This window comes from Corynebacterium limaceinasi, from assembly GCF_046717465.1.
GTDB lineage: Bacteria > Actinomycetota > Actinomycetes > Mycobacteriales > Mycobacteriaceae > Corynebacterium.
This window is the reverse complement of the sequence record NZ_CP177100.1, coordinates 675,968-701,241: the sequence shown is the minus strand read 5'-3', so window position 1 is coordinate 701,241 and position 25,274 is coordinate 675,968. Positions and strand designations below refer to the sequence as shown.

18 protein-coding genes, 1 tRNA gene and 1 pseudogene are annotated in these 25,274 nt (G+C 58.1%); 9 read left to right on the top strand and 11 right to left on the bottom strand.

Going from position 1 to position 25,274, the window contains the following annotated elements; genetic code table 11:
* Positions 1–61: 61 nt before the first annotated feature.
* Both ACLI1Q_RS03460 and ACLI1Q_RS03455 read left to right on the top strand, forming a co-directional pair.
* The gene (locus ACLI1Q_RS03460) at positions 62–967 is read left to right on the top strand and encodes a FecCD family ABC transporter permease (protein ID WP_239269442.1); all 906 of its coding nucleotides are present in this window, start codon (positions 62–64) and stop codon (positions 965–967) included.
* Positions 967–1,779 (top strand): ABC transporter ATP-binding protein, encoded by an 813-nt coding sequence (locus ACLI1Q_RS03455; RefSeq protein WP_239269441.1) that lies wholly within the window; start codon positions 967–969, stop codon positions 1,777–1,779. Before ACLI1Q_RS03460 ends, ACLI1Q_RS03455 begins: the two co-directional genes overlap by 1 nt.
* Before the next feature lie 157 nt (positions 1,780–1,936).
* Here the strand turns inward: ACLI1Q_RS03455 and ACLI1Q_RS03450 are convergent, their stop codons facing one another.
* Positions 1,937–2,767: a GDSL-type esterase/lipase family protein gene (locus ACLI1Q_RS03450; protein ID WP_239269440.1), complete on the bottom strand. Its 831-nt coding sequence runs from the start codon at positions 2,765–2,767 to the stop codon at positions 1,937–1,939.
* 653 nt (positions 2,768–3,420) lie between these two features.
* Here ACLI1Q_RS03450 and ACLI1Q_RS03445 point away from each other — a divergent pair.
* A pseudogene (locus tag ACLI1Q_RS03445) lies at positions 3,421–3,777 on the top strand (transposase); the annotation flags it as partial.
* A 139-nt stretch (positions 3,778–3,916) separates the two neighbouring features.
* Positions 3,917–4,312 (top strand): hypothetical protein, encoded by a 396-nt coding sequence (locus ACLI1Q_RS03440; RefSeq protein WP_239269439.1) that lies wholly within the window; start codon positions 3,917–3,919, stop codon positions 4,310–4,312.
* Positions 4,313–4,799: 487 nt separating this feature from the next.
* On the opposite strand, the gene ACLI1Q_RS03435 is transcribed toward ACLI1Q_RS03440, so the two are convergent.
* Positions 4,800–5,636: a hypothetical protein gene (locus ACLI1Q_RS03435; RefSeq protein ID WP_239269438.1), complete on the bottom strand. Its 837-nt coding sequence runs from the start codon at positions 5,634–5,636 to the stop codon at positions 4,800–4,802.
* 354 nt (positions 5,637–5,990) lie between these two features.
* On the opposite strand from ACLI1Q_RS03435, the gene ACLI1Q_RS03430 reads away from it, so the two are divergent.
* Complete coding sequence (locus tag ACLI1Q_RS03430; protein WP_255716953.1) at positions 5,991–6,140, top strand: HNH endonuclease signature motif containing protein; 150 nt, start codon at positions 5,991–5,993, stop codon at positions 6,138–6,140.
* 144 nt (positions 6,141–6,284) lie between these two features.
* Here ACLI1Q_RS03430 and ACLI1Q_RS03425 read toward each other — a convergent pair.
* Together ACLI1Q_RS03425 and ACLI1Q_RS03420 are read right to left on the bottom strand one after the other, a co-directional pair.
* Positions 6,285–6,361: transfer RNA gene (locus tag ACLI1Q_RS03425), tRNA-Met, on the bottom strand.
* A gap of 162 nt (positions 6,362–6,523) precedes the next feature.
* Positions 6,524–9,493, bottom strand: coding sequence for a UPF0182 family protein (locus ACLI1Q_RS03420; protein ID WP_239269436.1), 2,970 nt, complete (start codon positions 9,491–9,493; stop codon positions 6,524–6,526).
* Between the two features lie 123 nt (positions 9,494–9,616).
* Here ACLI1Q_RS03420 and ACLI1Q_RS03415 point away from each other — a divergent pair, with 123 nt between their 5' ends.
* Together ACLI1Q_RS03415 and ACLI1Q_RS03410 are read left to right on the top strand one after the other, a co-directional pair.
* Complete coding sequence (locus ACLI1Q_RS03415) at positions 9,617–10,153, top strand: PPA1309 family protein (protein ID WP_005277569.1); 537 nt, start codon at positions 9,617–9,619, stop codon at positions 10,151–10,153.
* Positions 10,154–10,858 (top strand): beta-N-acetylglucosaminidase, encoded by a 705-nt coding sequence (locus tag ACLI1Q_RS03410; RefSeq protein WP_411697075.1) that lies wholly within the window; start codon positions 10,154–10,156, stop codon positions 10,856–10,858.
* Between the two features lie 22 nt (positions 10,859–10,880).
* Here ACLI1Q_RS03410 and ACLI1Q_RS03405 read toward each other — a convergent pair whose 3' ends face one another.
* Positions 10,881–11,945: a PDZ domain-containing protein gene (locus tag ACLI1Q_RS03405; protein WP_239269434.1), complete on the bottom strand. Its 1,065-nt coding sequence runs from the start codon at positions 11,943–11,945 to the stop codon at positions 10,881–10,883.
* 93 nt (positions 11,946–12,038) lie between these two features.
* Between ACLI1Q_RS03405 and ACLI1Q_RS03400 the strand changes: the two genes are divergently transcribed.
* Positions 12,039–13,505: a zinc-dependent metalloprotease gene (locus ACLI1Q_RS03400; protein ID WP_239269433.1), complete on the top strand. Its 1,467-nt coding sequence runs from the start codon at positions 12,039–12,041 to the stop codon at positions 13,503–13,505.
* A gap of 6 nt (positions 13,506–13,511) precedes the next feature.
* On the opposite strand, the gene ACLI1Q_RS03395 is transcribed toward ACLI1Q_RS03400, so the two are convergent.
* A complete protein-coding gene (locus ACLI1Q_RS03395; protein ID WP_239269432.1) occupies positions 13,512–14,033 on the bottom strand; it encodes a M48 family metallopeptidase in 522 nt (173 codons plus the stop codon).
* A 90-nt stretch (positions 14,034–14,123) separates the two neighbouring features.
* Between ACLI1Q_RS03395 and ACLI1Q_RS03390 the strand changes: the two genes are divergently transcribed.
* Positions 14,124–15,020: a hypothetical protein gene (locus ACLI1Q_RS03390; RefSeq protein ID WP_284849710.1), complete on the top strand. Its 897-nt coding sequence runs from the start codon at positions 14,124–14,126 to the stop codon at positions 15,018–15,020.
* Here the strand turns inward: ACLI1Q_RS03390 and ACLI1Q_RS03385 are convergent.
* The 5 genes from ACLI1Q_RS03385 to ACLI1Q_RS03365 form a co-directional block, all read right to left on the bottom strand.
* Complete coding sequence (locus tag ACLI1Q_RS03385; protein WP_284849711.1) at positions 14,998–17,052, bottom strand: ATP-dependent DNA helicase UvrD2; 2,055 nt, start codon at positions 17,050–17,052, stop codon at positions 14,998–15,000. The genes ACLI1Q_RS03390 and ACLI1Q_RS03385 overlap by 23 nt on opposite strands.
* Positions 17,045–17,776 (bottom strand): NAD(+) diphosphatase, encoded by a 732-nt coding sequence (locus ACLI1Q_RS03380; RefSeq protein WP_239269429.1) that lies wholly within the window; start codon positions 17,774–17,776, stop codon positions 17,045–17,047. The genes ACLI1Q_RS03385 and ACLI1Q_RS03380 overlap by 8 nt, the downstream gene beginning before the upstream one ends.
* Positions 17,777–18,895 carry a potassium channel family protein gene (locus ACLI1Q_RS03375; protein WP_239269428.1) on the bottom strand — a complete coding sequence of 373 codons (1,119 nt, stop codon included), beginning with the start codon at positions 18,893–18,895 and terminating at the stop codon, positions 17,777–17,779.
* 99 nt (positions 18,896–18,994) lie between these two features.
* A complete protein-coding gene (locus ACLI1Q_RS03370; RefSeq protein ID WP_239269427.1) occupies positions 18,995–22,174 on the bottom strand; it encodes an ATP-dependent helicase in 3,180 nt (1,059 codons plus the stop codon).
* Complete coding sequence (locus tag ACLI1Q_RS03365) at positions 22,167–25,274, bottom strand: ATP-dependent helicase (RefSeq protein ID WP_284849720.1); 3,108 nt, start codon at positions 25,272–25,274, stop codon at positions 22,167–22,169. The genes ACLI1Q_RS03370 and ACLI1Q_RS03365 overlap by 8 nt, the downstream gene beginning before the upstream one ends.

Here is a 25,274-nt window from a genome sequence, read left to right as displayed (position 1 = left end):
TTCCCCAGCGAGATGCTGGTTTCAAGGTGTCCACCATCTGGGGGTCAGGTCCGGTAGAGTCTTGGAAGTTATTGCCAGCGGCCAAGGAACCAGACTGGAGAAACTAGTAGTCTTCGAATGGCGAATGCCGCGTGCTCTCACTGCACTTACAGTAGGCTGTGCTCTTGGTCTCGCTGGAGCTTTAACACAATCAGTAACCAGAAATCCGCTAGCCAGTCCTGACATTTTAGGCATAACCGCCGGCGCCTCAGCAATGGCGGTTACGGTTATCGTCTTCGGCTCGGGTACCGGCATCATAGGCTGGTTGGCCGGCATTGGAGTCCCACTGGCCGCTTTTATCGGAGCTGTCAGTACAAGCATCGTCGTGTGGGTTCTTTCCTGGAAAGGAGACGCAAACCCGTTCAGGCTCTTACTCTCGGGCATAATCATTACGTCGCTGTTGTCTGGTTACATCAGCTTCGCCATGATTCGTGCGCAATTGCACGATGCCTCCGTCGCTCAATTTTGGCTAACTGGCTCATTAGACCGAGCAAATTGGACGACTACCTTTCCAGTAGCTATTGCATTAATAATATCTGCACCAACCCTCGGATGGGTTAGTTACCAACTGCATCCCACGGCACTGGGCCAGGATTTGGCAAGAGCTCTTGGCTCTCGTTTCAATGCGGTGCAATTCTCTGTACTCATGCTCGCCGTAGCGTTGACTGCCGTTGCTGTCTCCGCAGCAGGCCCCATTGGCTTTGTAGCCTTTGTTGCTCCTCAAATAGCACTTCGTGTCTGTCGTACCGCAACACCACCGCTGCTAGCTTCCGCCTTTACTGGAGCGATTCTTCTACTCGGCGCAGACGTCGTCATTCAAGCTCTGTTGGGGGTCGAGCTTCCTGTTGGAATCGTTACTTCGATAATTGGGGGCCTGTTTCTGCTCTATTTACTTGTTCAGCAAAATCGGAAGGTCCAATCAGCTTAATGTCTGCCCCATTAAACTCCCCACGCACAGCAATTTCCGCCTCAAACCTCACCGTAGGATACGCGCGCAATACTCCGATCCTTGAAAATATTGATGTAAGACTCCCGAAAGGCAAAGTCACTACGATTGTTGGTCCCAACGGGTGCGGAAAATCAACACTCTTACGCAGCCTCGCAAGACTGTTACCCCTAGAAAGTGGCACTGTCATGTTAGGTGAACGCAATATCACTGAACTTCGCCGAAGGGATGTGGCTACAAAAATTAGTGTGTTGCCGCAGGCCCCCGTTGCGCCAGAGGGTTTACTAGTATCCGATCTTGTCGCTCGCGGGCGCCATCCACATCAATCATGGCTGCGCCAGTGGTCAGCAACCGACGAGCAGGAGGTTTATTCCGCGCTCACACAAACCGGATCCCTTCAATTCGCCGAACGCTCCATTAATGAACTTTCCGGTGGCCAACGCCAACGAGTGTGGATTTCCATGGTTCTAGCTCAAGACACAGAGATTATGTTCCTCGACGAACCCACAACATACTTAGATTTGGCGACGTCCATCGAAATTCTCGAGCTCATTCGTTCGCTGCGAACAAAGCTGGGGCGCAGCATCGTCATGGTTTTACATGACCTCAACTTAGCCATTCGATATAGCGACCATTTGATTGCAATGAACCAAGGGAAAATCATTGCAACCGGGGCGCCCAAGGAGATCATTTCTCCTCAATTACTTCACGCCGCATTCAACTTAAACGCTTTGGTTATTGAAGATCCGGTTACAGGAGGCCCACTCGTTGTCCCCTCTGGCGCTAATATCTAGCTACGCCACACCCCCATGCACGCCTACAACTGCCGGCGGGCTTAGATCGAAAATATAAAAAGACCTTCACCCGTGCTTTCCACCGGTGAAGGTCTAAAAATTGGAGACAGGGGCAGAATTGGAAACCACTGTCTCCAATTAAAAGAGCTTCGAATACTTATACGTGAGCCAAAAGAGTGTTGGCCATGTACTCGGAGCCTGCATCCGACGGATGGAAGTTCATGTTGTAGTTCGGCGTCGTGGTGTCAATCAAACCGGCAACCCAACGCTGGGCATCTGGAGCACATGTATCATGGCCGCGAGCGCCATCAATCATGTCAACGTAGGTCGCCCCAATGGAATTAGCCGCCTCGATTTGGTTAGCGCGGTTCCAATTTTCGACATCCCGCAGGATTGGGACGTAGATACCGCCTGGGCGGTTCGGAATCACATTGACTGCGCAGAAGGTTGCGTGTTCACGATCCACCGTGGGTAGCGCGCCCGATACAACGATCTTAGCTCCCGGTGCTGCACGGTGAATCTTGTCGCCAGCTTCCCGCAGACGGTTCACATAGTTGTCGTGGACGTTTTTCGGGATATCCGGAGAACTCTTCAACACATCGAAGTTAAATGGACCGTAGTCATTCATTCCTACAGCGATGACGACGGTAGAGTCGTTGCGGACGTCACCGTTGGCAATAGCCCGGTCCAAGCGTTGATTCATGGTGTTGGAAGTCTGAGCGGTGCAGGACCAATCGGCCAGTGGTCGATTCGTCTTTGCAGCAAGCTTCCGCGGCCAGTTATTAGGCGCCTGAAGGCACCCCTCGCGTTGGGGATAGTTATCGGTTGCGCCAGGAACCCCACGGAAGGTATTCCGGACTTGGTCAGGGTTAGCGGAGTAGGAGTCACCGAGCGTGACGAGATTACCGGTCGGTGCGGCTGACGCGACACCGGAAAGACCAGTAGCGAGCATGACTGCTCCGCAAGCTGCAGCAATGTATTTGCTCACAAGGCGCATAGTTGCGTTTCCTTTCAATCAATATTGAGTTACTTTTCTAGCCTTCCGATAGATAACGTCCCGCATTGAGGGCGTCATTAACATCGATATACACAATTTATAGATAGTATCCATCGGCGACCATGATTACCGCTATGACTATAGCGAACTCTCCCAGTGAGCGCAGCTTTTCATACTTTAATCTCAACACATTAGTATTTTTACTCACATTTCTTATATTTCTTACGCAACCCCAGAGGAAGTATTTAATTTTAATATAAGCGAGCTCTATTACTACTAGGTTTTGCGATATCAAAACTTGGAATTTTTCTGACGGGGAAGGTATCCCACTTAAATTCTCATTTTTGTTCCAATATCCAGCCGCGGAATCCAAATCATTTGCATCGGCCCCACGCACCTGTACCCCGCCGGAAGGGCTGAAGTCTCCGATAGCTTCTGAGGAATCCGCGGACCCGCCCTCGACCTCCTCAAGGATGCGCTCACCGAATAATGTGACCCCCAGATATCACTCAAGGGGTGGTTACGTCCGCTAGTGTGGTGTATCTGTAACCCGTGGTAAGCCTCGTGCCGGTGCACAATAAGGCGACCATCACGGGTACCTTTCGAATCAACTTCTACTTATCCTCGAAAGGAATGTAACCGCGATGGCCGCTAACCCCCATCATATCGATCCCACTGCGTATCTGGAAGAATTGCTCACCCAAGCCTTACCAGACTTGATGCGCCAGATGCTGACAGACTTCATTAACCAGATACTTTCGGCCCAGGCTGACACTGTCTGCGGCGCTGATTACGCCACGGTATCTCCACAACGGACTAATACCCGCAATGGCTACCGCCACCGTCCCTTAGACACCAGGGTAGGAAGCATTGACGTTGCTATCCCGAAGCTACGTCACGGCGCATTCTTTCCCGACTGGCTCTTAGAAAGGCGCACCCGGACCGAAAGAGCCCTGACTACCGTGATAGCCACGTGTTATCTCAAAGGGGTCTCCACGAGATGCTCAGAACGGGGTGTTTGAAGTAGCTCGGTGAGGATCGTGAAGTGCGATGGTGGGGATCGTGAAGCGGTGTTTTAGGTAGATCTTCTCTTATGCGTATGGCAACTCGGCTGTACGCGGAAAGAGAAAGGACGCCTTTATGGTGGACTACTGTCATGTGATGCGCTTGTTGCTTCGGGGCGAGTCGTATCGGTTGATTCAAGCCCGGACTGGGGCTGCCCCGGCAACGATTTCAAAGGCCAAGAAGTCCATGGACGCGCACGGCATCGTTGATGAGGCTCAGGTCAATGATTTGAATTCGGAAGACCTTCCCAAAATGGTCGGTGACAAGCGTTCTATCGCGTTTAGTGACTTTGTTCCTATTGACTTTGATGCGGTTGCAGCTGAGCGTGTTGGCAGGAAGAAAACGCCGCTGAATGTCTTGTGGTCGAATTACGTCGCTACCCCTACTGAGTCTTCGCTGCTCTCCGCCCAACTTTACAACAGCACGACGATTTGTATACCTATAGCACCTTCAATGCCCGATACACGGTAGGTTTGGAACGGAATCTATGTGGGCACAATCAGAAGCTATAAAAGATCATATTACTTGCATCCAAGCCTATACTTTCGGAGAATCTCCTTGGCTTGGCGGCAACAGGTGCTAGGTGTGTGTTAGTAAAATTGGCGCGGGTTAATGTCGCGACCGGGTGACATCGATTTATACATCCTTAATGCGGGTCGATTTACTTCGATTGCGGGACTGGCCTATGGCCAACAATATAAACGTGTTTAAAAATACGTTTACTAGAGACAACAAATCGATGGAATCATGTCCTAGACCTAAAAATCCTGATAGGCCTAGGACAAACGCTAGACAGGTACTTAAAGAGGCTGCTATAAAAACCCATTTAGCGGTGGTTTTTCTGTACCTGTATAGCGCGCACCAAATAATTAGGGTGATTCCAATTAAAACTAGAACTCGGCTATTTTCCATGTCTACTTACGATGAAATGCGCAACTGTATTTCTTGATTCTAGATTCTAGCATCGAGTTGCATACGGGAATACGATGTTTGGGGAGTACTTTCCTCCGAGGGCTCGGATGGTAAGGCATCGACCTGTATTAGTGGCGTGAGCTGCTACTGCGGAAGCGCCTGCGCACGCACCTTTGGCTAACCAAGAGCCTAGGCCAACTCCTGCTAATTTACGGGCGCAGTAAGCAGTTCCTATGGCGATCCCGCTCGTCTCGTCTTTGGAAAAGACTAGCTCTTGTCCGATTTTCTTTCCCCAGCCATGAACGTCTCGGATATAAGGATCTGAAATAACCGGCTTGCCGGCAGGGCTCGACGAGATGTGCTGGATTATCCTATCTCCATCAACTGAAAAATGAGTATTTACCTGGTTTCCATCTACGTCTTTGGCCCAGGCAGGTTCAATGTATGCGCTAGGTTCCTCACCTTCTGCTGGACGTACTAAAATATGTCCGCTTGGAAGCTTTTCAAGAAAGGAATCTGAGAACTCAAAAGAAAGTTCCAAAGGGGCGTCTCCATCGCTAATGCTAACTAGCTGGTTGCCATCTTCGCGCTCTATTAACTTTGTCTTTGTTCCTGCGTTCTTCGATGGCGCCGGAGTGGTTATGCTGTCCTGCTGTGGAAGCAAGGATCCTTCGTTTATTTTTAAGCTTCCATCGTTTGGTACCCATTTCTCTCCAGTAGAGGGAGAGGGAGTCTTTGTATTTGCGGCAACGATTGAGTCAACTAGTCCGTCATCAATCTCTGTAGCTGTAGCCGAGGGAGCGAATGCTAAGAAGCTGACACTAAGCGTGGAGGCGGCCAAGATGGAGATTCCCCTTTTTGAAAATGGGGTGTAGTGAAGCATGTTCTTATCCTTGCTGAGGGAGTGAGTATGTTCTTGGAACAATTTGACTATCCCACAAATAAACCTATTTCGTAAGATAATGTGATAAATATAATCACTGCACCTAGGGCCGGTTTTATTTCTGTAAAATAGGCAAGGTTGCATTCTTAATATTCGGGATCGAAGTTTGAGAGTGGGGACGAATATGCCTTTCTTCCTGATCGATGAAACCGTTACAGGAAGCGAATAAGGCAGGCCTGGTGATTACGTTCTATGCCTTTGCAACCACAGTGGTTATGCTGTCACTCTTTCTTCTTTAGGCGATAAGCACCATCGTGCTGTTTAACAAAGAGATGAGTGCTCTTTTGCACCTATATGACTTGCCGTGATTGTTATTCTGCCAACCCTTGGCCGCAGTCTGAGATGGATGCCGACCATGTCACAGCGTGGTCGAAGGGTGATGCCACCGAAAGCAACTGTGAGCTGTTGTGTAAGTCCCACAACCGCGCGAAGGGTAACGCTTAGGGGCGTGTCGGGCAGCATCACTTCCAAACCGGCTTAAGTGACAAAATGCCATCGCTAAAGTCCCAATTTGAGTCCCAGGGCGTGCGCCTTAAGAGAAATAACTAAAGCCCCTACCAACGTTTCCGCTGGTAGGGGCTTGGAAGTTGGTAGCGGGGGCAGGATTCGAACCTACGACCTCTGGGTTATGAGCCCAGCGAGCTACCGAGCTGCTCCACCCCGCGTCGAGATGACTTCCATCATCTGCGCTTGAACAGTGCGTTAATACTTGATGTATTCGCTCTGTCCCGGCGACTTCTGTAACTATACAGACAGGAAGGCACCTACCCAAATCCCCTGGGTAGGTGCCTTATTTCCTGAGTTTCTACTACGAGAAGTGAGAGGCTTTAGCCCTCGGACTTCTGGTAAGACTCGACTGCCTTGTCCAACTCGTCCAAGGCGCGGCCGTACTCTTCGAAGGAACCGCCGCGGGCATCCTCCAGGCCCTTCAGGGCCTTGTTGATGTCCTCGATAGCGCCTGCCTCATCGGAGGAACGAGGGGCCGAAGCCGGAGCGGATTCCTCAGTAGATTCCTTCTTCTCGTCCTTCTTGTCCGCAGAAGAGCTGTCCTTATCGGCATCGTCGTCGCCGGAGTCGCCCTCAATCTCTTCGATGTCCTGGGCAGACTTGGCGTCGATTCCCACCTGCTCAAGGGCATCACCGATAGTCGGTGCATAGCCCACGCGGCCCTTGTAGGACACGAGCACGCGCAGCAGCTTCGGGAAGGCGGAGGCCTGATCCTTGCGCTGCGAGTAAATCGGCTCGAGGTAGAGGATCTCGCCGCCACCGACCGGCAAGGCCAGCAGGTTACCGTTATGCAGGTCGTTGGTGCCCTCCCACAGAGTGCGGTCGCGGGCTACCTGGTCAGAAGACATCATGGCGTCCTGCGCCTGCTTCGGACCCTGCGTCTGCGTATTGGTTGGCAGCACGCGCACGGTGATATCGCCGTAGGTATCCGGATCGGAAGATACCGCCATGTGTGCGGACAGGAACTCACGGTTCAGACCACGGTACGAGGTAGTCAGCTGGAAGCTCGGCTTACCGGTCTCCGGATCTGCAGCCATCACGTAGTACGGCGGCTGATTCAGGTCGCGTGATTCTTCCGCGGTCGGGTCATTCGGCACAGACCAGAAGGCATCGTTATTAAAGAAGACGTTCGGGTCATCAACGTGGTAGCGGGCCAAGAGGTCACGCTGAACCTTGAACATGTCCTCTGGGTAGCGGAAGTGCTCGCGCAGCTCATCGGAGATCTCCGATTCTGGCTTGACCACATCCGGGAAAACGCCTTCCCATGCCTTGAGCACGGGGTCTTCCTTGTCAAACTCGTAGAGGTCCACGCTGCCGTCATAGGCATCCACGGTCGCCTTCACGGAGTTGCGGATATAGCCCACCTGGTCATTGACCAAGCGCTGGGTGGTGCCATCGGGGTTGAGGGCGTCCTGGGTGGCATCCGAAAGCGAAGCGCGCTGCGAATACGGCAGGGAGTCCAGGGTGGTGTAGCCATCGACGATCCACTTCAGGTGGCCGTCAATAACGGCCGGGTAGGTAGCGGAATCGGTGGTCAACCATGGAGCAACCTTCTCCACACGCTCGCGGGGATCGCGGTCATAAAGCAGCTTGGATTCGCTGCCCACGCGATCCGAAAGCAGGAAGTTCAGCTCGCGGTACTTAGCGGCATACATGGTGCGGTCAAACAGATTGCCAATCTCAACGCCGCCCTCACCGTCATAGGTGTAGTTGGTGCTATCGGTGTCGTACTCCACCGGTTTTTCGCCGGTGGTACCGGTAATGGCGTAGTCCAGGTTATCTGCGGCACTAGCGATGACCGGGCCGTAGTAAATGCGTGGCTGGTCTACCTTGATGCCCAAAGACTTCTCGGCATCTTGGGTCTCGCCCTCGCCCTCGGACTCGCCGGCCTGGGTCTGCAGGTCAGAGACGGTGAAGATGGGGTAACCACCGCGGGCGGAACCGGCATCGCGGGCAACCTCATCGACGGTATTGGCCTGCGCGGCTACGAAGCCATTGCCGTGGGTATATACGGTGTGGCGGTTGATCCAATCGGACTGGTTTTCACGCAGCTCGTTCGGGTCCAGCTCGCGGGCCGCAACGACGAAGTCGCGCATCTTGCCATCGATTTCATAGCGGTCCATGGACAGCGTTTCTGGGAACCCATAGAAGTTCTTCAGCTGCTGCATCTGGGTAAACGTCGGCGACAAAATCTCTGGATCCAGCAGGCGCAGGTTATTGATGGTGGCGTTATCAGAGGCAACCTTGTCATCCGATACGTTATCGCCGCCCCAGTTTTCCTTGTAGGTCACGTGGTCATCGGTAAGCCCATAGGCATACCGCGTGGCCTCAATATTGCGGGCGATGGACTCATTTTCCTTGGCCTGGCGGTTTGGCTGGACCGAGAAGCGCTCCATCAGCAGTGGCCATGCCTGGCCGATGATCAGCGAGGACGCGAGCATCAGCACCACGGCGAGGCCAGGGATGCGCAGGTCCTTGATGACGATGGCCATAAAGAGCGCAATAGCGACGAAGACGCCGATGATCATCAAAATGATCTTGGCCGGCAGGTAGGCGTGGATATCCGTGTAGGAACCACCGGTAAACAGGTCGTGCTCGGAATACAGCAGCCCGTAGCGCTCCAGCCAGTAGCCGGCGACCTGGGCCACCATCCACAGCCCGGCCGTAATGGCAAGCTGCAGGCGCGCCGAGCGGGAGATGGAACCGCGCACGCCCGCGGCCTTATTGCCAATGCGGATTCCGCCCAAGATGTAGTGGCCGAATAGGGCAATGAGGAAGGCGAGCACAAGCAGGATGGACAGGGTGCTGACCACCATCTGCAACACGGGCAGACTAAAGGTATAAAAGCCCAAGTCGTGGTGGAATTGGGGGTCTTGTACGCCGAAGTCCTGGCCGTTGAGGAATAGCATCACATCGCGCCAGTGGGACTGGCCGATGAAACCGGCGATGATGCCCACGATGGCCGGGATGACCTTGAACAGCACGCCCATGGACTTCTCAATGGACTGGCGGTACTGATAGACCGGCGAATTCAAATCCCCCATATCCAGGGAATCGGGGCGGCCGCGCCAAGCAAAGAACCCGGCTGCCCACACTACTGCGGCAGCAACGAGCCCGAAGATGATAAAGAGGACTATGCGCGCAATAATCGCGGTGGTGAAAACACTGCGGTAATCAATGGAGCCAAACCACCTCCAATCCGTGTACATGCCCACGAGCATGGGGCCGAAGAATAAGAGGACGGCAATGATGGCCGCAATAATTGCCGCGACCTTAGGAGGCCGCTTCAATGGGGCGGCTGGTGTGGATGACCCTAGGGACAACGCCAGCTCCAATCAAGTAGTGCGAATATTAAACATGTAGACTTTTTCCAGTTTAAGGAATCAATACCCAGATAACGAATAAGGATGCCTATGAGTTCCCCCGAATTATCACAGCCAGCTTTAAACCGCGCCATGACGGAGGCCGTGGAGTTCGTCCATGCTGAAGGTTGGGACGCCCGCCCCACCATCTTCGCGCTTGTCCCCACCCATCTGGTGGCAGACCAGCTAGCGGCCATGGATGAGGAAACCGCGTCCCCGCTAACCCTTATCGTGCAAGACAATGTCCCGGAAAACATCGAGCCGGGTTCCGAGGAATTGGCTGATTACGTCTCCCGCTTGGCCTGGCCGCGCGAGGTCGCAGGTGCCATCTTGGCCCAGGAGATTAAGTTCCGGGATACCTCTAGCGAGGACCCCTCCCCTCGCCCGGCGCGCCTGTATTCGGGTGCCCTGCGCGAGGAAGGAATTGAGACCACTTTGCTGCAGCTGCGTCCCACAGAGGAAGAGCTTGAGGCCGCAGGCCCCTTTGCTGAGGACGATATTCAGCTCCGCGGCGGCCCGCAGGTAGCCCCCGGCGTGATCGCCGCTTTGCGCTATGGCCTCAACCAGGATCCGGATGAACTAGACTAAGTGGCAATTAAGCCCGCGACCAAGGAGTTCTATACAGTGCGACGCCTTTCCTTCTCCCGCCGTTTTCCTGCCCGTACCGCTACCGCGGCGGCGCTACTGGGGCTCAGCGTGGCTGCGGCAAGTTGTTCCTCCGATGCCGATGCGCCTGACGATGCCCCCGTAGAGACCACTCCTGCCGCCTCCACCACAACCTCTGAAAACGACGAGGAATCCACGGCATCCAGCACCGAATCCTCCGCCGCGTCCTCCTCGGAGTCAGAAACGGCGGACAAGGATGAAGACGAGGCTTCCGAGGAAAGCACCACCAGCGAGCCGAGTGCTGGCGGCGAGTTGGATAAGTCAGTCGCCAAAGTCTACGACGTATATAAGTCGCTGGCACCCAAGGACCTATTCGCCCAGTTTGAGCGCTGCGATTCCACCGGCGGGGACTCTTCGTACAATTGCTCCGGCCCTAAGGTGGGGCAATTCCAGTTCTTTAAGTCCCACTCCAAGGCCTCCCAAACCACCCAGGTACTTACGGAGCTGCGCAGCTCCCATGCCATCGAGGACGATGGCGATCGCGTCGTCGGCTGGTCCACGTTGGGCACCACCGCGGTTATCACCGTGGTGGATAATAAGGAAGGCCTGGTCATGCAGCAGATGATCTCTTCTGACCAGGTGGACCCGGAAGAAAAGATTAAGGAATTGGGCCTAGTAAAGGACTAGGCCTCGGCCGCACAAGCTCTTTTTAGCTGCATTCCTTGACGTCTTTGCCCGCCGCAAAGTCCTTCATGGCCGCCACGGCATCGTCCAGGTTTTCTACCTGTGCAATGGTCATATCGCCGTGGTCGCTGCCGGCCGCCGCTGAGCAGTTGTCCTTGGGCGCCAAGAAAAGCTCGGCGCCTGCCTCGTGCGCGGCGGCGATTTTATGCTCAATGCCACCAATCGGCCCGACCTTGCTATCGGCCTGAATGGTGCCGGTGCCGGCCACGAAGGTGCCGCCGGTTAGGTCTTCATCGCTGAGCTTGTCGATAACCGCCAGGGTAAACATCATTCCCGCTGATGGCCCGCCGATATCCTGTAGGTTGTAGTTCACCGAGATATCGTCCTTGGGCTGGGATAGCATGGCGATTCCCAGCAGTGCCTTGCCCTTATCGTGCGGGTTTTCGCCCAATTCGATTTCTTCGCTGAGCTCTTTATCCCCGCGCGTGACGCTGACTTTCACCTTATCGCCAGGGCTTTTGTCCTTGATGATGTCTTGGACCTCGCTCGGCTCGGTAACCTCGGTGCCATCGACGGCGGTGATGACATCGTCTTTTTTAAGGTGCTCCGAAGCGGCGCCATCCTCAATGACCTCCGCCACCGTGATTTTGACCGGCAGGTGCAAATAGTCCATCGCCGCGATGGTGGCAGCGGACTCCGATTGGGTAAAGGCCTGCTTATTGGATTCTTGGACCTCTTCATCGGTCATGTTTTGCGGAATGACGGTATCGATGGGCACCAGGGTGTCATCGGTAAGCGCCCAGCGCCCCAACGCCTGCGCCAAGGTCATATTGGTGCGCACGGATACGGTGGTCATATTGAGGTGCCCACTGGGCTCATAGGTCTTTGGCGCCTGCACATCAACGACTTGGGTGCCATCGACCTCGCCCAGCGTATCCACCGTAGGACCGGGGCCTTCGGCGGCATAGGGAACGGTCAGCGAGACATCGGTGCCCGGGATATGGTCAAGCGATACCAACGCACCGGTAAGCACAACGGGGATAGCACCCCAGGCGATGGTGCGGACGCGACGGCTAGCAGGAGAATTCACGAAGCAATAGCCTACAACCTTTGGCGTACTGTTCGCTGTCAGCGTTGCTGTGATCATGGAAACTTTCCGCACGGTGCCGGTAGATTGGAGCGCATGAGCAACGGATTCGGTTTTTCTTTCCCAAATAACGATGACGACGATAATGACGGCCGTCGTGACCAGAACCCGTTCGGCGCATTCGGCGGCGGTAATGGTGGCGGCCTCGGAGACATGCTGAACCAGTTCGGTCAGATGCTATCCGGAATGGGCTCGTCCATGAACTCGCCCCAGAACTCCGGGCCGGTCAATTACGACATGGCCAAGCGCATCGCCCTGCAGCAGATCCCCAAGTCAAAAGACATCAGCGCGGAAGATTCCAAGGCAGTAGAAGAATCGGTGCGCCTGGCGGAGCTCTGGCTTGACGATGCCTCCATTCTCCCCACCGCTTCCGGAACCACGCAGGCATGGGATTCCAAGCAGTGGCTGGAAGAAACCATGCCCGCCTGGGAGCGCATGGTCACTCCCGTGGCCCAGCACATGAACGATGCCCAGCTGGAATCCATGCCGGAAGAGGCCCGCCAAATGATGGGCCCGATGACCAAGATGATGGGCCAAATGTCCAGCATGAATTTCGGCATGCAGCTAGGCCATGCCCTGGGCGATCTGGCCAGCCAAGCGCTGACCGGCTCCGACTTTGGCCTCCCCATCGCCCCGGCCAATACGGTGGCACTTTTGCCGCATACCATTCAGAAGGTCGCGCGCGAGCTCAACGTTCCTGGCCAGGAGGTATTGGTCTACATCGCCGCGCGCGAGGCCGCCCGCCAGCGCCTGTTCAAGCACGTGCCGTGGCTGGTAGAGCGCATCGTCTCCTCCGTGGAGGAATACGCCATCGGCTTGGTCATTGATACCTCCCACATTGAAGAGCTCGCCCGCGAGCTGAACCTGGAATCCGGCGATCCGCAGGCCATCCAGGAAGCCATGAGCAAGCTGCAGGGAATGGATCTCTCCCCGCGGATTACCTCCAAGAACACCGCTGCCGCCTCCAGGCTGGAAACCCTGTTGGCCTTGGTCGAGGGCTGGGCCGAGCACGTCGTGAGCGAGGCCTTGGGCGAGCGCATCCCCTCCACCTCCAAGCTCACTGAGGCATGGGCGCACCGCCGCAGCACCGGCGGGTCTGCTGAGCAGGCCTTTAGCAAGGTTGTGGGCATCGAGCTCAACGCCCCCAAGGTCACCGAGGCCGCCGAGCTGTGGCGCCGCGCCACCGTGGCCGTGGGTGCCGAAAAGCGCGATAAGGCCTGGGACCACCCAGACTTCCTGCCCACCGCAGAGCACCTCGATAACCCGGCTGCCTTCATCGATTCCCTCTTGGATGATGAGCCTGATGAGGGCTTCGAGGAAGAATTTGCCAAGCTCGAAGAGATGCTCAAAAACGGCGAGGGTTCCGGCGAGGACTCCGAAAGCAAGTCCGAAGAGGACAAGGATTCTGCACAAGACAAGGACTCGCAAAGCAGCGACGACGGGGACGACGTGGACGACGGCGACGACAACTCCGAAAAGGACAACGGCGGCGAGGATAAATAGCTCGCGCTAACCGCCCCAGCGCTGGTAGGCCTCAAGGTAGCCCTTGGCCCGCTCGGCGTGGGGCGCCCTATCGGCCCACCGCCAGAATTCGCGCCCATGGCGCGGGATGAAGGTATGGGTCAGCTCATGGATGATGACCGAATCCAATACATAATCCGGCACCTGCTGTAGGCGGTTGCTCAGCCGGATATCCGCGGTGGAGGTAGTACAACTACCCCACCGCGTATTTTGATTGCTCACCCACCGGATGGACCCAATCCACGCGCGGCCTTCCAGGTACTGCGCGTTGAGCTGTTCTGCGCGCTGGAGAAGCGCCGCATCGGTCTTCGTACCACCACCGGTTTTCTTCTCTAAGCGCGCGAGCATGTCCTGTACCGCCTCGTTTTCCTCCCGGGCGGACATCCAAGCCGGAATGCGCACTTCCAATACCCCGGCCACCATGCGCGCCTGCACCGACTTCCGCCGCCGCGCAGAGCGGATAACCTTGACCTCAGGGTGGGTACGTCCTGGTGGTTGCGTGCTCGACATGACAGGCCATTGTACCTGTGGTGCAATGGACGCACATGCGGCACATATGCCGTATTCGGGGCGATAGAGGGGATTTGAGGGGGAGAACCAGTGACTGGCTCACACGGCACGGCTCAACGTGTGACATTGGCGCCAGGGTGCGGCGTATTTTGCCGCGAGAATTCCGTGGTGCAATTCGGAATGGACGCCACCCGGGTGGCGGTGGCGGATACGGGCAATGCACAGGGCGTGGCCCGTGCCTTTGCCACGGCCCATCAGCCGGTCGATTCCGGGGAATTGGCGGCGCGGTTGGAAGCGGCCGGCTTGGATAGCGCCGCCGCCAGCAGCCTCATCGATGATGCCTTGGACTATGGCATTCTCTGGTCCCAGCCACCACATCCAGAGCAGCCTGAAACCATCATCATGCTGGGCGAATCCCCGCTTGCTCTGGAGTTGCGCGCCCGCTTGGCAGCAGATGGATATACGGTGCGCATCCCCCTTGATGAGGACAATATCTTTTCCTATATCCACGACCTCGATGGGCTTTTTACGGTGCTTGCCATCGACCAGCTCCATTGCCCCATCGATTGCGCCAATGCGCTTGCCGGAACCCCAACGACGTGGCTACCCATCTCCCTCCTAGATAACCGCGGCATCATCGGGCCCCTGCGCGTGGAGGGGCAAGGCCCCTGCCCACTGTGCATTCACTTATACCGCGTGGATGCGGATCCGCAGTGGACCACCATCGCCTCCCAGCTCACTAGCGTGCGCAGGCAGCCAGAAAAACTAGTCATCGATGCTGTAGCGGCCCAAGCACAGGTGGTGGTCCGCCGCTTAAGCAAGCGCCCCTTACCGCCAGGCGCGCCAACCTCATTTCCGCGCCCAGGCCAACAATGGGAGGTAGACGTCTACGGCCGCCACCAGCAGCGCACGGCCATCGCCCATCCGCGCTGCCCGGTGTGTTACGGCGGCAAGGTTAACCTGGCTACATCCGCACCGAGCGAATGACCTCTAGGATTTGCTCGCCGTAGCGCTCCAACTTATTGGGCCCAATTCCAGATATAGACAGCAGCTCCGCTTCATCTACCGGCAGCTCTTCCGAGATGGCCTGCAGCGTGGCATCGGTAAAGATAACGTATGCCGGAACCTTTTCTTCCCGAGCGACCTGCGCGCGCCACGAGCGCAGGGCGGAAAAGACCTCATCATCGCCATTGCCCTCGCAGTCTTCATGCCGGCCAATGACCTTTTCCGCCGGTGTCTCTAGTACCCCACTGCACACGCGGCAGCGTTTCGGGCGACGGGAGCGGCCACTTCCCGCAGCCGATTCCACGCCTGGCGCGATGCCATCGAGAAACCGGGTGCGCTCCCGGGAGGCCCTGGAACCGGCGGTCTTCGCCAATGCCCACGACAGGGCTAGATGCTCGCGGGCGCGGGTAATGCCTACATAAAACAGGCGGCGCTCTTCCTCGATCTGCTCGTTGCCCGCTTTGATGGCGTGGTTGATGGGCATGAGCTTTTCGCTCAGCCCGACGAGGAAGACGGCGTCCCACTCCAAGCCCTTCGCCGCGTGCACCGTAGCGAGGGTAACGCCCTCCATAGCGGGGGCTTGCTTATCAGTGGAGCGGCGGCGCAGCTCGCCCAGCACGCCATTGAGATCGATGCCCGGGGTGGATTCCACGATCTTTTCGATCAACCCCACCAGCGCGTTCAGTGATTGCCAGCGCTCGCGGGCCTGCGCGCCCTGCGGTTCGGTCGCGCTGAGCCCAAGCTCGACAAAGGCGGCACGCGCAATCGCCACGGGGTCCTCCGGTAAATCATCGCGGCGCGTGGCGGCAATGAGCACGCGAATGGCCTCCAGAATCTCCGGGCGGCGGAAGAAACCTTCACCGCCGCGGACTTGGTAGACCACTCCGGCATCGGCAAGCGCCTGCTCAAATTGCTCCGACTGGGCGTTGATGCGGTACAAGATGGCAATTTCTGAGGCCGGCACGCCCTGGTTGAGCAGGGTCAGCACCTGCCCGGCCACCTCCTGCGCCTCATTTTCCTCGGACTCGTAGGCCTTAAACGTCGGCTCCGGCCCAGGCTCGCGCATGCCCTGCAGCTCTAGGCGGGTGCCCGCCGCGCGCCCCGTAGCCTTGCCGATGACCCGATTAGCCAGGTCCGTGACCTGCGGCGTAGAGCGATAGTCGCGCTGCAGCTTGACGATGGTCCCGTCCGGATAGCTGCGCGAAAAATTCAACAGGTACTCCGGCGAGGCGCCGTTGAAGGAATAGATGGTCTGGTTGGCATCGCCCACCACGGTGAGATCATCGCGATCACCCAGCCAGGCGTTCAGCACGCGCTGCTGCAGGGGCGTGACGTCCTGGTACTCGTCAACGACGAAGGTGCGGTACTGCTCGCGAAAGGTCTCTGCAATGGCCGGGACATTTTCGATGGCTCCAGCGATGTGCATGAGCAGATCATCGAAGTCCAAATGCATCATATCCGGCGTAGCCTTGGCCTTCTCGTAGCGCCGGAAGGCCTCGGCTACCTTAGCGGCATCGGCTGGAGCGGTGCGATCCGTTTCCGCGATGACGCTCTCATAATCCTCCGCGCTGACCAGCGCGGATTTTGCCCATTCGATTTCTGCCAGCACGTCGCGGATCATGTCTTTGGAATTATCCAGCCCCACCGAGCGCACCGCGCGGGCTACGAGCGGGAATTTATTATCCAATAGAGTCCACGGCAGATCGCCTGCGACCTGCGGCCAGAAATACTTCAGCTGGCGCCGCGCGGCCGCGTGAAAGGTCTGGGCCTGCACGCCAGCCACGCCCATCATGCGCAGGCGATCCCGCATTTCTCCTGCCGCACGCGCGGTAAAGGTCACGGCCAAAACGCGCTGGGGGTTTACGAACCCTTGATCCACCATGTTGGCGATGCGATAGGTAATGGTGCGCGTCTTACCGGTGCCCGCGCCCGCCAAAATGCACACCGGCCCGCGTGGGGCGGTGGCCGCGCGGCGTTGATCCTCATCCAGCAGGGATAAATCCGGCTTATTCACCGTGATACCACTCCATAATCATCGTGTGTGCGATAGAACCCGCGGTGGCCAACGGGAGCTCAGGCAGCTCGGCGCGGGTCACCCAACGAATTTCTTCCAGTTCCCCATCAGTATGGCAGGTGGCCTGGACATCCGATGTCTCTGCGTGAAAGCCCAGCATAAGCGAGCCACTCGGCGGCCACGGCTGGGAGCCCCAGTAGCGAAGATTGTCAATGCGGCGCCCGGTTTCCTCCATGGTTTCGCGGGCAAAGGCGGCCTCAATGGTCTCGCCCGGTTCCACGTATCCGGCGATAAAGGAAAAGAAGCCATTGCGCCCGCGATTGCGCGCCAGCAAAATCTTCTCCTCGCCCTTGAGCTCAATGAGCCCGATAACCGCCGGGTCTAGGCGCGGAAATACCATGCGGCGCGAATCCTGCGGATCGCGGCCAATAATACCCGGCGTGGGATAATCCAACGGGTGGCCCGTGCGCGGATCGAAGCGCTGCTCCAGCCGGTTGCGAATCAAGGCAATGGCCTGCATGACGAGGGAATCATCGGCGAAAAAGGTCGCAGGTTGTAGCTGCCCCATGCCCCGCGCAATTGCTTCCGGGCAGGCAAAAACGTGCAGCGTGCCGATGTCCACCATCTCCGGTGTCCCCACGCCCTCCGGCAATTGCTCCACCAACGCGGCGTCCCCGCTCGCGGTGGCAGGCACTAGACCCGTGTGCGTTACGGGCAAATACAATTAATCCTCCTCGTCCTCATCTTGCACTTCCACGGGTTGTTCCAAGTCATGCTTGATATACAACAGGCGGTCGCCCGGTTTCAGTGCGGAGGCATCAGCAGTATCGACGCGGTGGAGCTCGTTATTGCGCAACACCGCGAGCACGATATCCGCCAGGTGGCGTGGGTTGGACCCGACCTCGAATTCGCGCACGGCGCGCTCTGATACCGAAAAGCCCTCGTTGGGAGAAAGCAGGTCTTCCATCATTTCCACCACGGTGGGGGTCACGGTGGCAAGCCCCAGCAGGCGGCCGGCGGTCTCTGCAGAGGTAACCACGGAATCGGCACCGGATTGGCGCAGCAGGTGGCGGTTTTCGGACTCGCGCACCGAGGCCACGATCTTGGCCTTAGGGGCGAGCTCGCGCACGGACAGGCAGCACAGCACCGCGGTATCGTCCGAGGATGGGGTGACCACCACGGAGGTTGCGTGCTCCACCCCGGCGATCTTGAGCACGTCCTGTTTGGTGCCCGAGCCAAAGATGGTGACCAGCCCGTGGTGTTCCGCATGCGCCAGCGAGGCGCGGTTATTATCGATGACCACGATTTGGGAGGTGGGCACGTCGTCTGCCAAGAGCGCGGCGACCGCCCCGGCACCCTTCGTTCCATAGCCGATAACGACGGTGTGGTTACGCAATTGCTTTCTCCAGTTCTGGATTTCAAAGGTGCGGCGGGCCTTGTCCGTGAGCACGGAGAGCGTCGCACCAACCAACAGCACAAGGAAGATGAGGCGGGCTGGGGTAATAAGTACGAGGTTGATAAACCGCGATTGCTCCGTGACCGGAACGATATCGCCATACCCCACGGTGGTCAGCGTGACGGCGGCATAGTAGGAGGAATCCAAAAGCGACATGTCCTCGCTATAGCCCCCGCCGTCTAAGTACACCACGACGGTGACAAAGATGAGGATGCCGAATGCCCACAGCGCGCGTTTAGCCAACTGGCGCCACGGGCTGGCATTTTGATCCTTGGGCACAGTGATGACATCAAGGAGCGCGTGATCAGGTTGCGAGGACAACTCGACCTGCGGCAAAAAGCGCTGTTTAATACGCCCTTTGAACACCTTCGCATGTTTTTTGGCCACTGGCCCAGCCTTCTTTTCTGGATCGATTTTTGATTCCGCCGGTTATACGGGGACGCAATTATCCATTCATCGTCCGCATTCCGTCCCCATACCTTAGCCCTAGTGGCCTGCTACTGACGATTCAAGCAGGCTACGCAGCTCCTCACCTTGGGCTAAAGTATCTGGCTCAAAAGTATAACCATCGTGAACGTAATGGAAAGCGGCGCGGATTTTATCGCCGCCGTGGATGCGCCGCCAGGCTTCGGCATAAACCGCCAACTGAATCTTCGCCGCGTCCATGGCCGCGCCCTTCGGCGGCCGCCCGGTCTTCCAATCCACCACCATCCAGGTGCCATCTGCCAAGCGGAAGACGGCATCCATTCGCCCGCGCACCACCGCACTGCCGATGGTGATTTCAAACGGCGCCTCCACAAAGTCCGGCTGGCGCTGCGCCCATTCGGAATTCAGGAAGGATTCCTTGAGCTCTTCCAGATCGAAATCCTCTGGCTCATCGATGCCCGGCAATTCCTCTTCCCCTAGCAGCGCGGGGCTGCCAAAGCGCTCTTCCAACCACGCGTGGAAGGCGGTGCCTCGCTTGGCATAGGAATTGGGCTTAAACGGCACCGGGCGGCGTTGCCGGCGCGCAAACTGTAGCGGATCGCTGCCCAAGGCCACCATGTCAGAAGCGGTAAGTTCACTGGGAAGTTCCACATCCACAACCGGTTGTTGCAGGGACTTGTATTCCTCAATGAGCGCGCCCGCATCCTGTTCCCACAACTCGAAGGTCTCGCCGTGGCTCAGCTCAGGAAGGTCCTCCATGGCGGCCAGGACCGCATCCGCGCCGGCCAGGGAATCCGGATCCGCTTCGAGGGCTGGGAAGAGCCCGCTTTCTGCCCCATGAGCCGCGGTATCCACCGGCTCTTCGGGCACCGTCCACTCCCCCACGTACTGGGGGAAGGATTCTTTTAGCCTTTCGAGGTACTCATACGGGCCCTTCTTGGCCTTGCCCGTCCGGTTATTCGTGCCGGAGCCGGTAACGGTCAACGTGGACTCGGTTCTGGTCAAGGCCACATAAAACAGGCGTGCTGCTTCCTCCGCATTATGCGCGCGGTCATCATCCAAGAATGCCTTGCAGGCCTTTTCAAATTCGGAACGGGTGACCGCATCGGGTGAGACCTCGATGTAGTCATTGTCACCGGGTACCTTCTCGATCTTGGACAAAAAGGTCTCTGCTTGGGCCTTATAGCTTGAAGAGTCAGCGTGCACGACATAGACGTGCTCCCACTCCAAGCCCTTGGCCTTATGCACGGTCATAATCTGTACGCGATCCGTGGAGGCGGGCACCTCCCCAAGCCCGAGGCCATCTTCATGCTCGCGAGCGAGCTCCAAATAATCTAAGAGCGCATACAAGGAGTCTCCGTGGAATCCCGCGACGATATCGGCGAATTTATCCAGGTGGGTGGCTCCCCCGGCGCTGCCGCGGGCAAGGACCTCGGTGCGGATATTGAAGATGGCCTCAATATCCGCAAAGAGATCGCTTAAAGGCTTAGACAGCGAATAAGTGCGCAGGTAGCGCAGCTTGGCAGATACCTCTTCCATGCGCGCCAAGCCCTGCGGGGTATAGCGATCGCGCTCGCCGAGGTCCGCCAGGGCATCGGCAAGCCCCACCGTCTGATCAGGGCCCTCAGCCGTAAGCTGCGCTAATTGGGCGCGCAGATACTCCTCAGGATCCATGCCCTCTTCCCACTGCAGGCGCTCTTGTTTTGCTCCCGCCAAGTTCTTTTGCCGCGCGGCAAGGGCTTGGATATCGCCCATGCCCAGCCCGCAAATGGGCCCGGCGAAAATGCGGAGGGCGGCTTGCGCGTCTTCCGGCCGCACCAGCATGGTCGCCAGCGCTACAAGGTCCTGGATTTCCGGTTGCCATAGCAGTCCACCCAGACCATTGATTTCATTGGGGACATCGACGGCGTCCAAGGCTGCTGCAATGGCCGCGGTTTGCCGGTTGGTACGCACCAGCACCGCTGCGCGAAAGCCATCGCCCTCGCGCGCATCCCACTGCTGCCTTAATTTCTGCGCAATATAATCATGTTCCTCATCTTCGCTGGCGAAATAGCCGAGCTCAATCTCGCCCTCGCCCTTGTGCGGGGCCGCATGCAGCTCATCGACGGGCCGCGGGCCGCCCCCAAAGACCCCGGCTGCTACCGAGTTGGCCAGCTCTAAGGCACCCGACGGGTTGCGCCACGAGGTAGTCAGCTGATCCTTGGGAGCAGGGGTGCCATCTGCCTGCGGGAAATCCTCCACGAATGCGGTGAGGTTTTCTGAGGTAGCCCCGCGCCAGCCATAGATAGCCTGCATGGGATCGCCGACCGCGGTCACGGAAATGTCCTTGTGCTCCCCACCAAAGAGGCTGCGCAGGAGTACACGCTGAGCATAAGACGTATCTTGATATTCATCCAGCATGATCACGCGGTAACGCTGCGCCTGTTGCTTGCCCACCGCCGGGTGCTCTTGCGCGAGGCGCGCTGCCACAGACATCTGCTCACCAAAGGTGATGACCTGCTGCTCTGCCTGGGCGCGCTTGAGTTCCTCGATCAATGGCACGTACTGCACGCGCAGATCCTGGACATTGATGTACTTCTGCAGGTCCTTGGAATACTCGCCCTTCGTCCTCGGCGCCTTTTCCAGGTTGTCAATATCAGCGCGGAAATCCCGTGCGAACTCGGCGATATCATCCGGATCTTTCAAGGAATTGTCCATATCGGAAGTGATCTTGAGCAGGGTTTCCGTAATGGAGCCCAAGGTCTTTTCATCCGATAATTTGCCACCGTAGTTTTTCACCACGTCATAGGCAATGGCGAAGCGCTCTGCCTCCGTGATGATGCGCGCCGAGGGCTCTACTGGGACCAGGAGGCCGTATTCGCGCACGAGCTCGCCGGCATAAGAGTCATAGGTGGCCACGGTGGGCGCGATATTGTTAAGCGCCTCGGCGGCGGGGCTACCGGGGACGATGAGGCCGGAATCGCGCAGCTGAATGAGCTGGCGGCGAATGCGCTGTTCTAGTTGCTGGGCCGCCTTGCGCGTAAAGGTTAGCCCCAATACCTCTTCAGGGCGCACGTAGCCATTGGCCACCAAATAGACCACGCGGGAGGCCATGGTTTCCGTCTTACCGGCACCCGCGCCGGCCACCACGAGCTTGGGGCCAAAAGGACTCTCGATGACGTGGGCTTGTTCCTCGGTGGGTGGGTAGTCCTTGCCCAGTGCTTTCGCTATTTGTTCCGGGGAAAAATTCTGCTTAGGCATGGATGGTCATCTTTCCTTCCTCCTGCACTGGGCAGATGATACGAATGGGGCACTTATCGCAATCTTTATTGGTGCGCGCGGTAAGTTGCGGACCACGCAGTTCCGCTGCCAGTGGTGGCAAAAGTGCGGAAAATTCTTCCAGCGCCTCCGCGGTGAGCTGGCTTTGTGTGCGCGTGGTGATTTTGCTGGAATCTTTTCCGGGATAGACAAGCACCCCGCCTGCGCGCGGCATCCCTTCGCCATCGCGCACGCGCTGCCCGTCAAAGCTTCCCCGGGACAAGGCCAATTGGTAGGTCATTAGCTGGCGGTTTTCTTCCGCCTCTGCCTGCGTCGCTGCAGATTTACCGGTCTTGAGATCCACGACCAAGTAGTTTCCGTCTCCATCCTGCATCAAGCGGTCCATGAAGCCGCCCACCCGGATATCCGGGGTGACCTCGACGTAGACGGGTACTTCTACCCCGGCGAGCTCGTTTTTCACCTCGGATTGCTGTGCCCATTGCTGCGTGCGTTCCAGCAGGCGAGAAAACTCTTCCAGCTTGCTCTGTAGCTGCCACTGTGGAACGTCCAGGATGAGCTCATAGGCCTCCATGACGAGCAGGCGCGCCTTTTCTGCATCCATGCCGCGGCCGATGGCCTCCAAGAAGGCGTGTGCCATGGTGCCGCGCAAAAGGTGCTCGGCGCCGCTGGGATCTTCGGCCAAGTTTCCCACGATCGCCTTGAGCGGGCAGTTAAGCAGGGCTTCGACCCGGGATGGCGATAGGCTCTTGCTACCGCGCAGCTGCGTATGCGAGGCCACAGAGCGCGCGGAGAACCACTGGTCTGGATGGGCGCCTGGGATTCCCGCCTGCGCTAAGCGCGCCAGCTGCCGGGCCGCCTGACGTCGATCCGCCTCGCCGGAATCTGGGTTCGTGACCACGCGGCGCAATTGCGCCACAAAGGAAGGGACGGAAAGCACCGATATATCGAGGGGATCGACCTCGAGCCCATCGCGCAGGGACACCGGTGCCGGCTCAGGAACATCTAAGCCCAGCTCGCGGGGAAATTGGGTGGCGCGCAAGGCGCGGCTGGCCTCCCGGCGCGCCATTGTGCCGGGCACATCGACCCCGCGCCCGGTAAATTCCGCGATGAAACGGGAGGGCTCTGCAAAGGCATCCTCGTTGGGGTTTTCCACCGCGGCGATGAGCAACCGGTTCCGGTGGCGCGTGGTGGCGACGTGGAAGAGCCGACGCTCCTCGGCCAGACGGGAGGCAATGTGGCTAACAGGGGTATCAGGCTCAATATCGCGGTCCAGGAGATCGATGAGATCTTCTTGGCCAAAAATGGAACCGGTCTCCCCCAGCGAGGGCCACGCGCCTTCTTGGGCTCCGGCGACGATGACGGTATCCCATTCGCGGCCGACGGCGCCGTGGGCGGTGATGATCTCCACGGCCTGTGGGATGGCGGTGCGGCGGTCGCGCACGCCGGTGGGCAGTTCTTGTTCGGTGATATGGGTTAAAAAGGACTGCAGTGAGGATCCAGGGCGGCGCTCGGAGTAATCACCGGCGGCGTCAAAGAGCGCCATCATGGCATCAAGATCGCGGTCCGCCTGCGAGCCGGTGGCGCCGCCGCGCAAGGCGGATGCCTGCAGGCGCATATCCAGCTCGGTAGCACTCCATACCTCCCACAGAATCTCTTCCACAGAGGCTTGGGCTTGTATGGCCTGCCGGCCCGCGGCGAGTACCGCGCGCACGCGCTCCAGGATGGAAAACTCGCGCTCTGTGAGCTGGCCATTGAAGTCCGGCAGCTCGCCCTGCAAGAGCTCGCGCAGGCTATCCATGCCGCGCGTATCGGGCGCCCACCGGCGCAGACCGCGAATCAGGCGGCGCAGGGTGACGGGATCCGCCCCGCCCACAGGCCCGGTCAGCAATTCCTCAAGCTCCGCATTGCTGAGGTCTTCTTCCAAGGCGCGCAAGGCAAGGAGCATGGCAGATACTAGGCGCTGCTCAGCCAAAATGACGTCGGTTGGGCTGATATGCACCGGCACCCCGGCCGCCAGCAAGGTGCGGCGCATCTGGCCAATATCCGCCGTTGAGCGCACGATGACGGCGATATCGCGCCACTGCACGCCATCGTCCAAATGGCGGCGGCGCACGGTATCGGCCACCACATCGCGCAGGCGGCCCTCAGAATCCACGATGGAAACGCAGGCTGGGGATCCGCTGCGATGCGGCTGCGAAAGCTCCACGGAGTGTTCCGCGGGAAATTCCTCAAGGAACTGCGAATTCGCACCGCGGAAGGCAAAGACGGATTGGTCCGCATCGCCGCCGATGACCAGCAATTGTGCATCGGGGGCCAAGCGAGAAATGAGCTCGCCCGCAGTGGGATCCAATAGCTGGGCATCATCGACCACGATGGTGTGCCACGGGTGCGAACTCGTAAGTTCTGGGCGCAGCAGGACCTGGTTGACTAGCTCGGCCGCGGAATAGGAGTGCGCCCCGGATAGGGCTTGGACGCGTTCGTATTCGCGCAGGAACGTACCGGCGGCAACCCACATACTGCGGCCGTACTTGGCTCCGAGGTTCTCCAAATCCGCGGGGCTTAGTCCTCGTTCGATGGAGCGCAAAAGAAAATCGCGCAATTGGCGGGCAAAGCCTACGTACTCTAGGGCGGGTCGGACTTCCTCCGGCCAGTCGCCGTGGCCGGACTCCGCGTGGCCTTCGAGCAATTCACGGATAACGGCGTCCTGTTCCGCGCCGGTGATAAGGCGCAATTCCTCATCGCTAGCGCTGCGCAGGAGGGCAAAAGCCAGGGAGTGGATGGAGCGAACCATGGAGGACTGCGCCGCATAATCTTCGAGGCGCTCAGAAAGCTCGCGGCGCAATCGAGCACCGGACTCCTTAGAGGCGGCAACCACGAGGATGCCGGAAGGGTCTGCCCCCGTCTCCTGGGCGCGGTCGAGAGCATGAATGACGGTATCGATAAGAAAACTGGATACGCCGGTTCCGGCGGTGCCGGTTACCTTCCAGGTACCGGTTTCCGGCAGCTCAACGGGCCAGGATCGGGCGTGTGCGGACGTGGTGCGGGCGATGAGTCGTACCTCGGGCGACGGCGGTAGGACCAC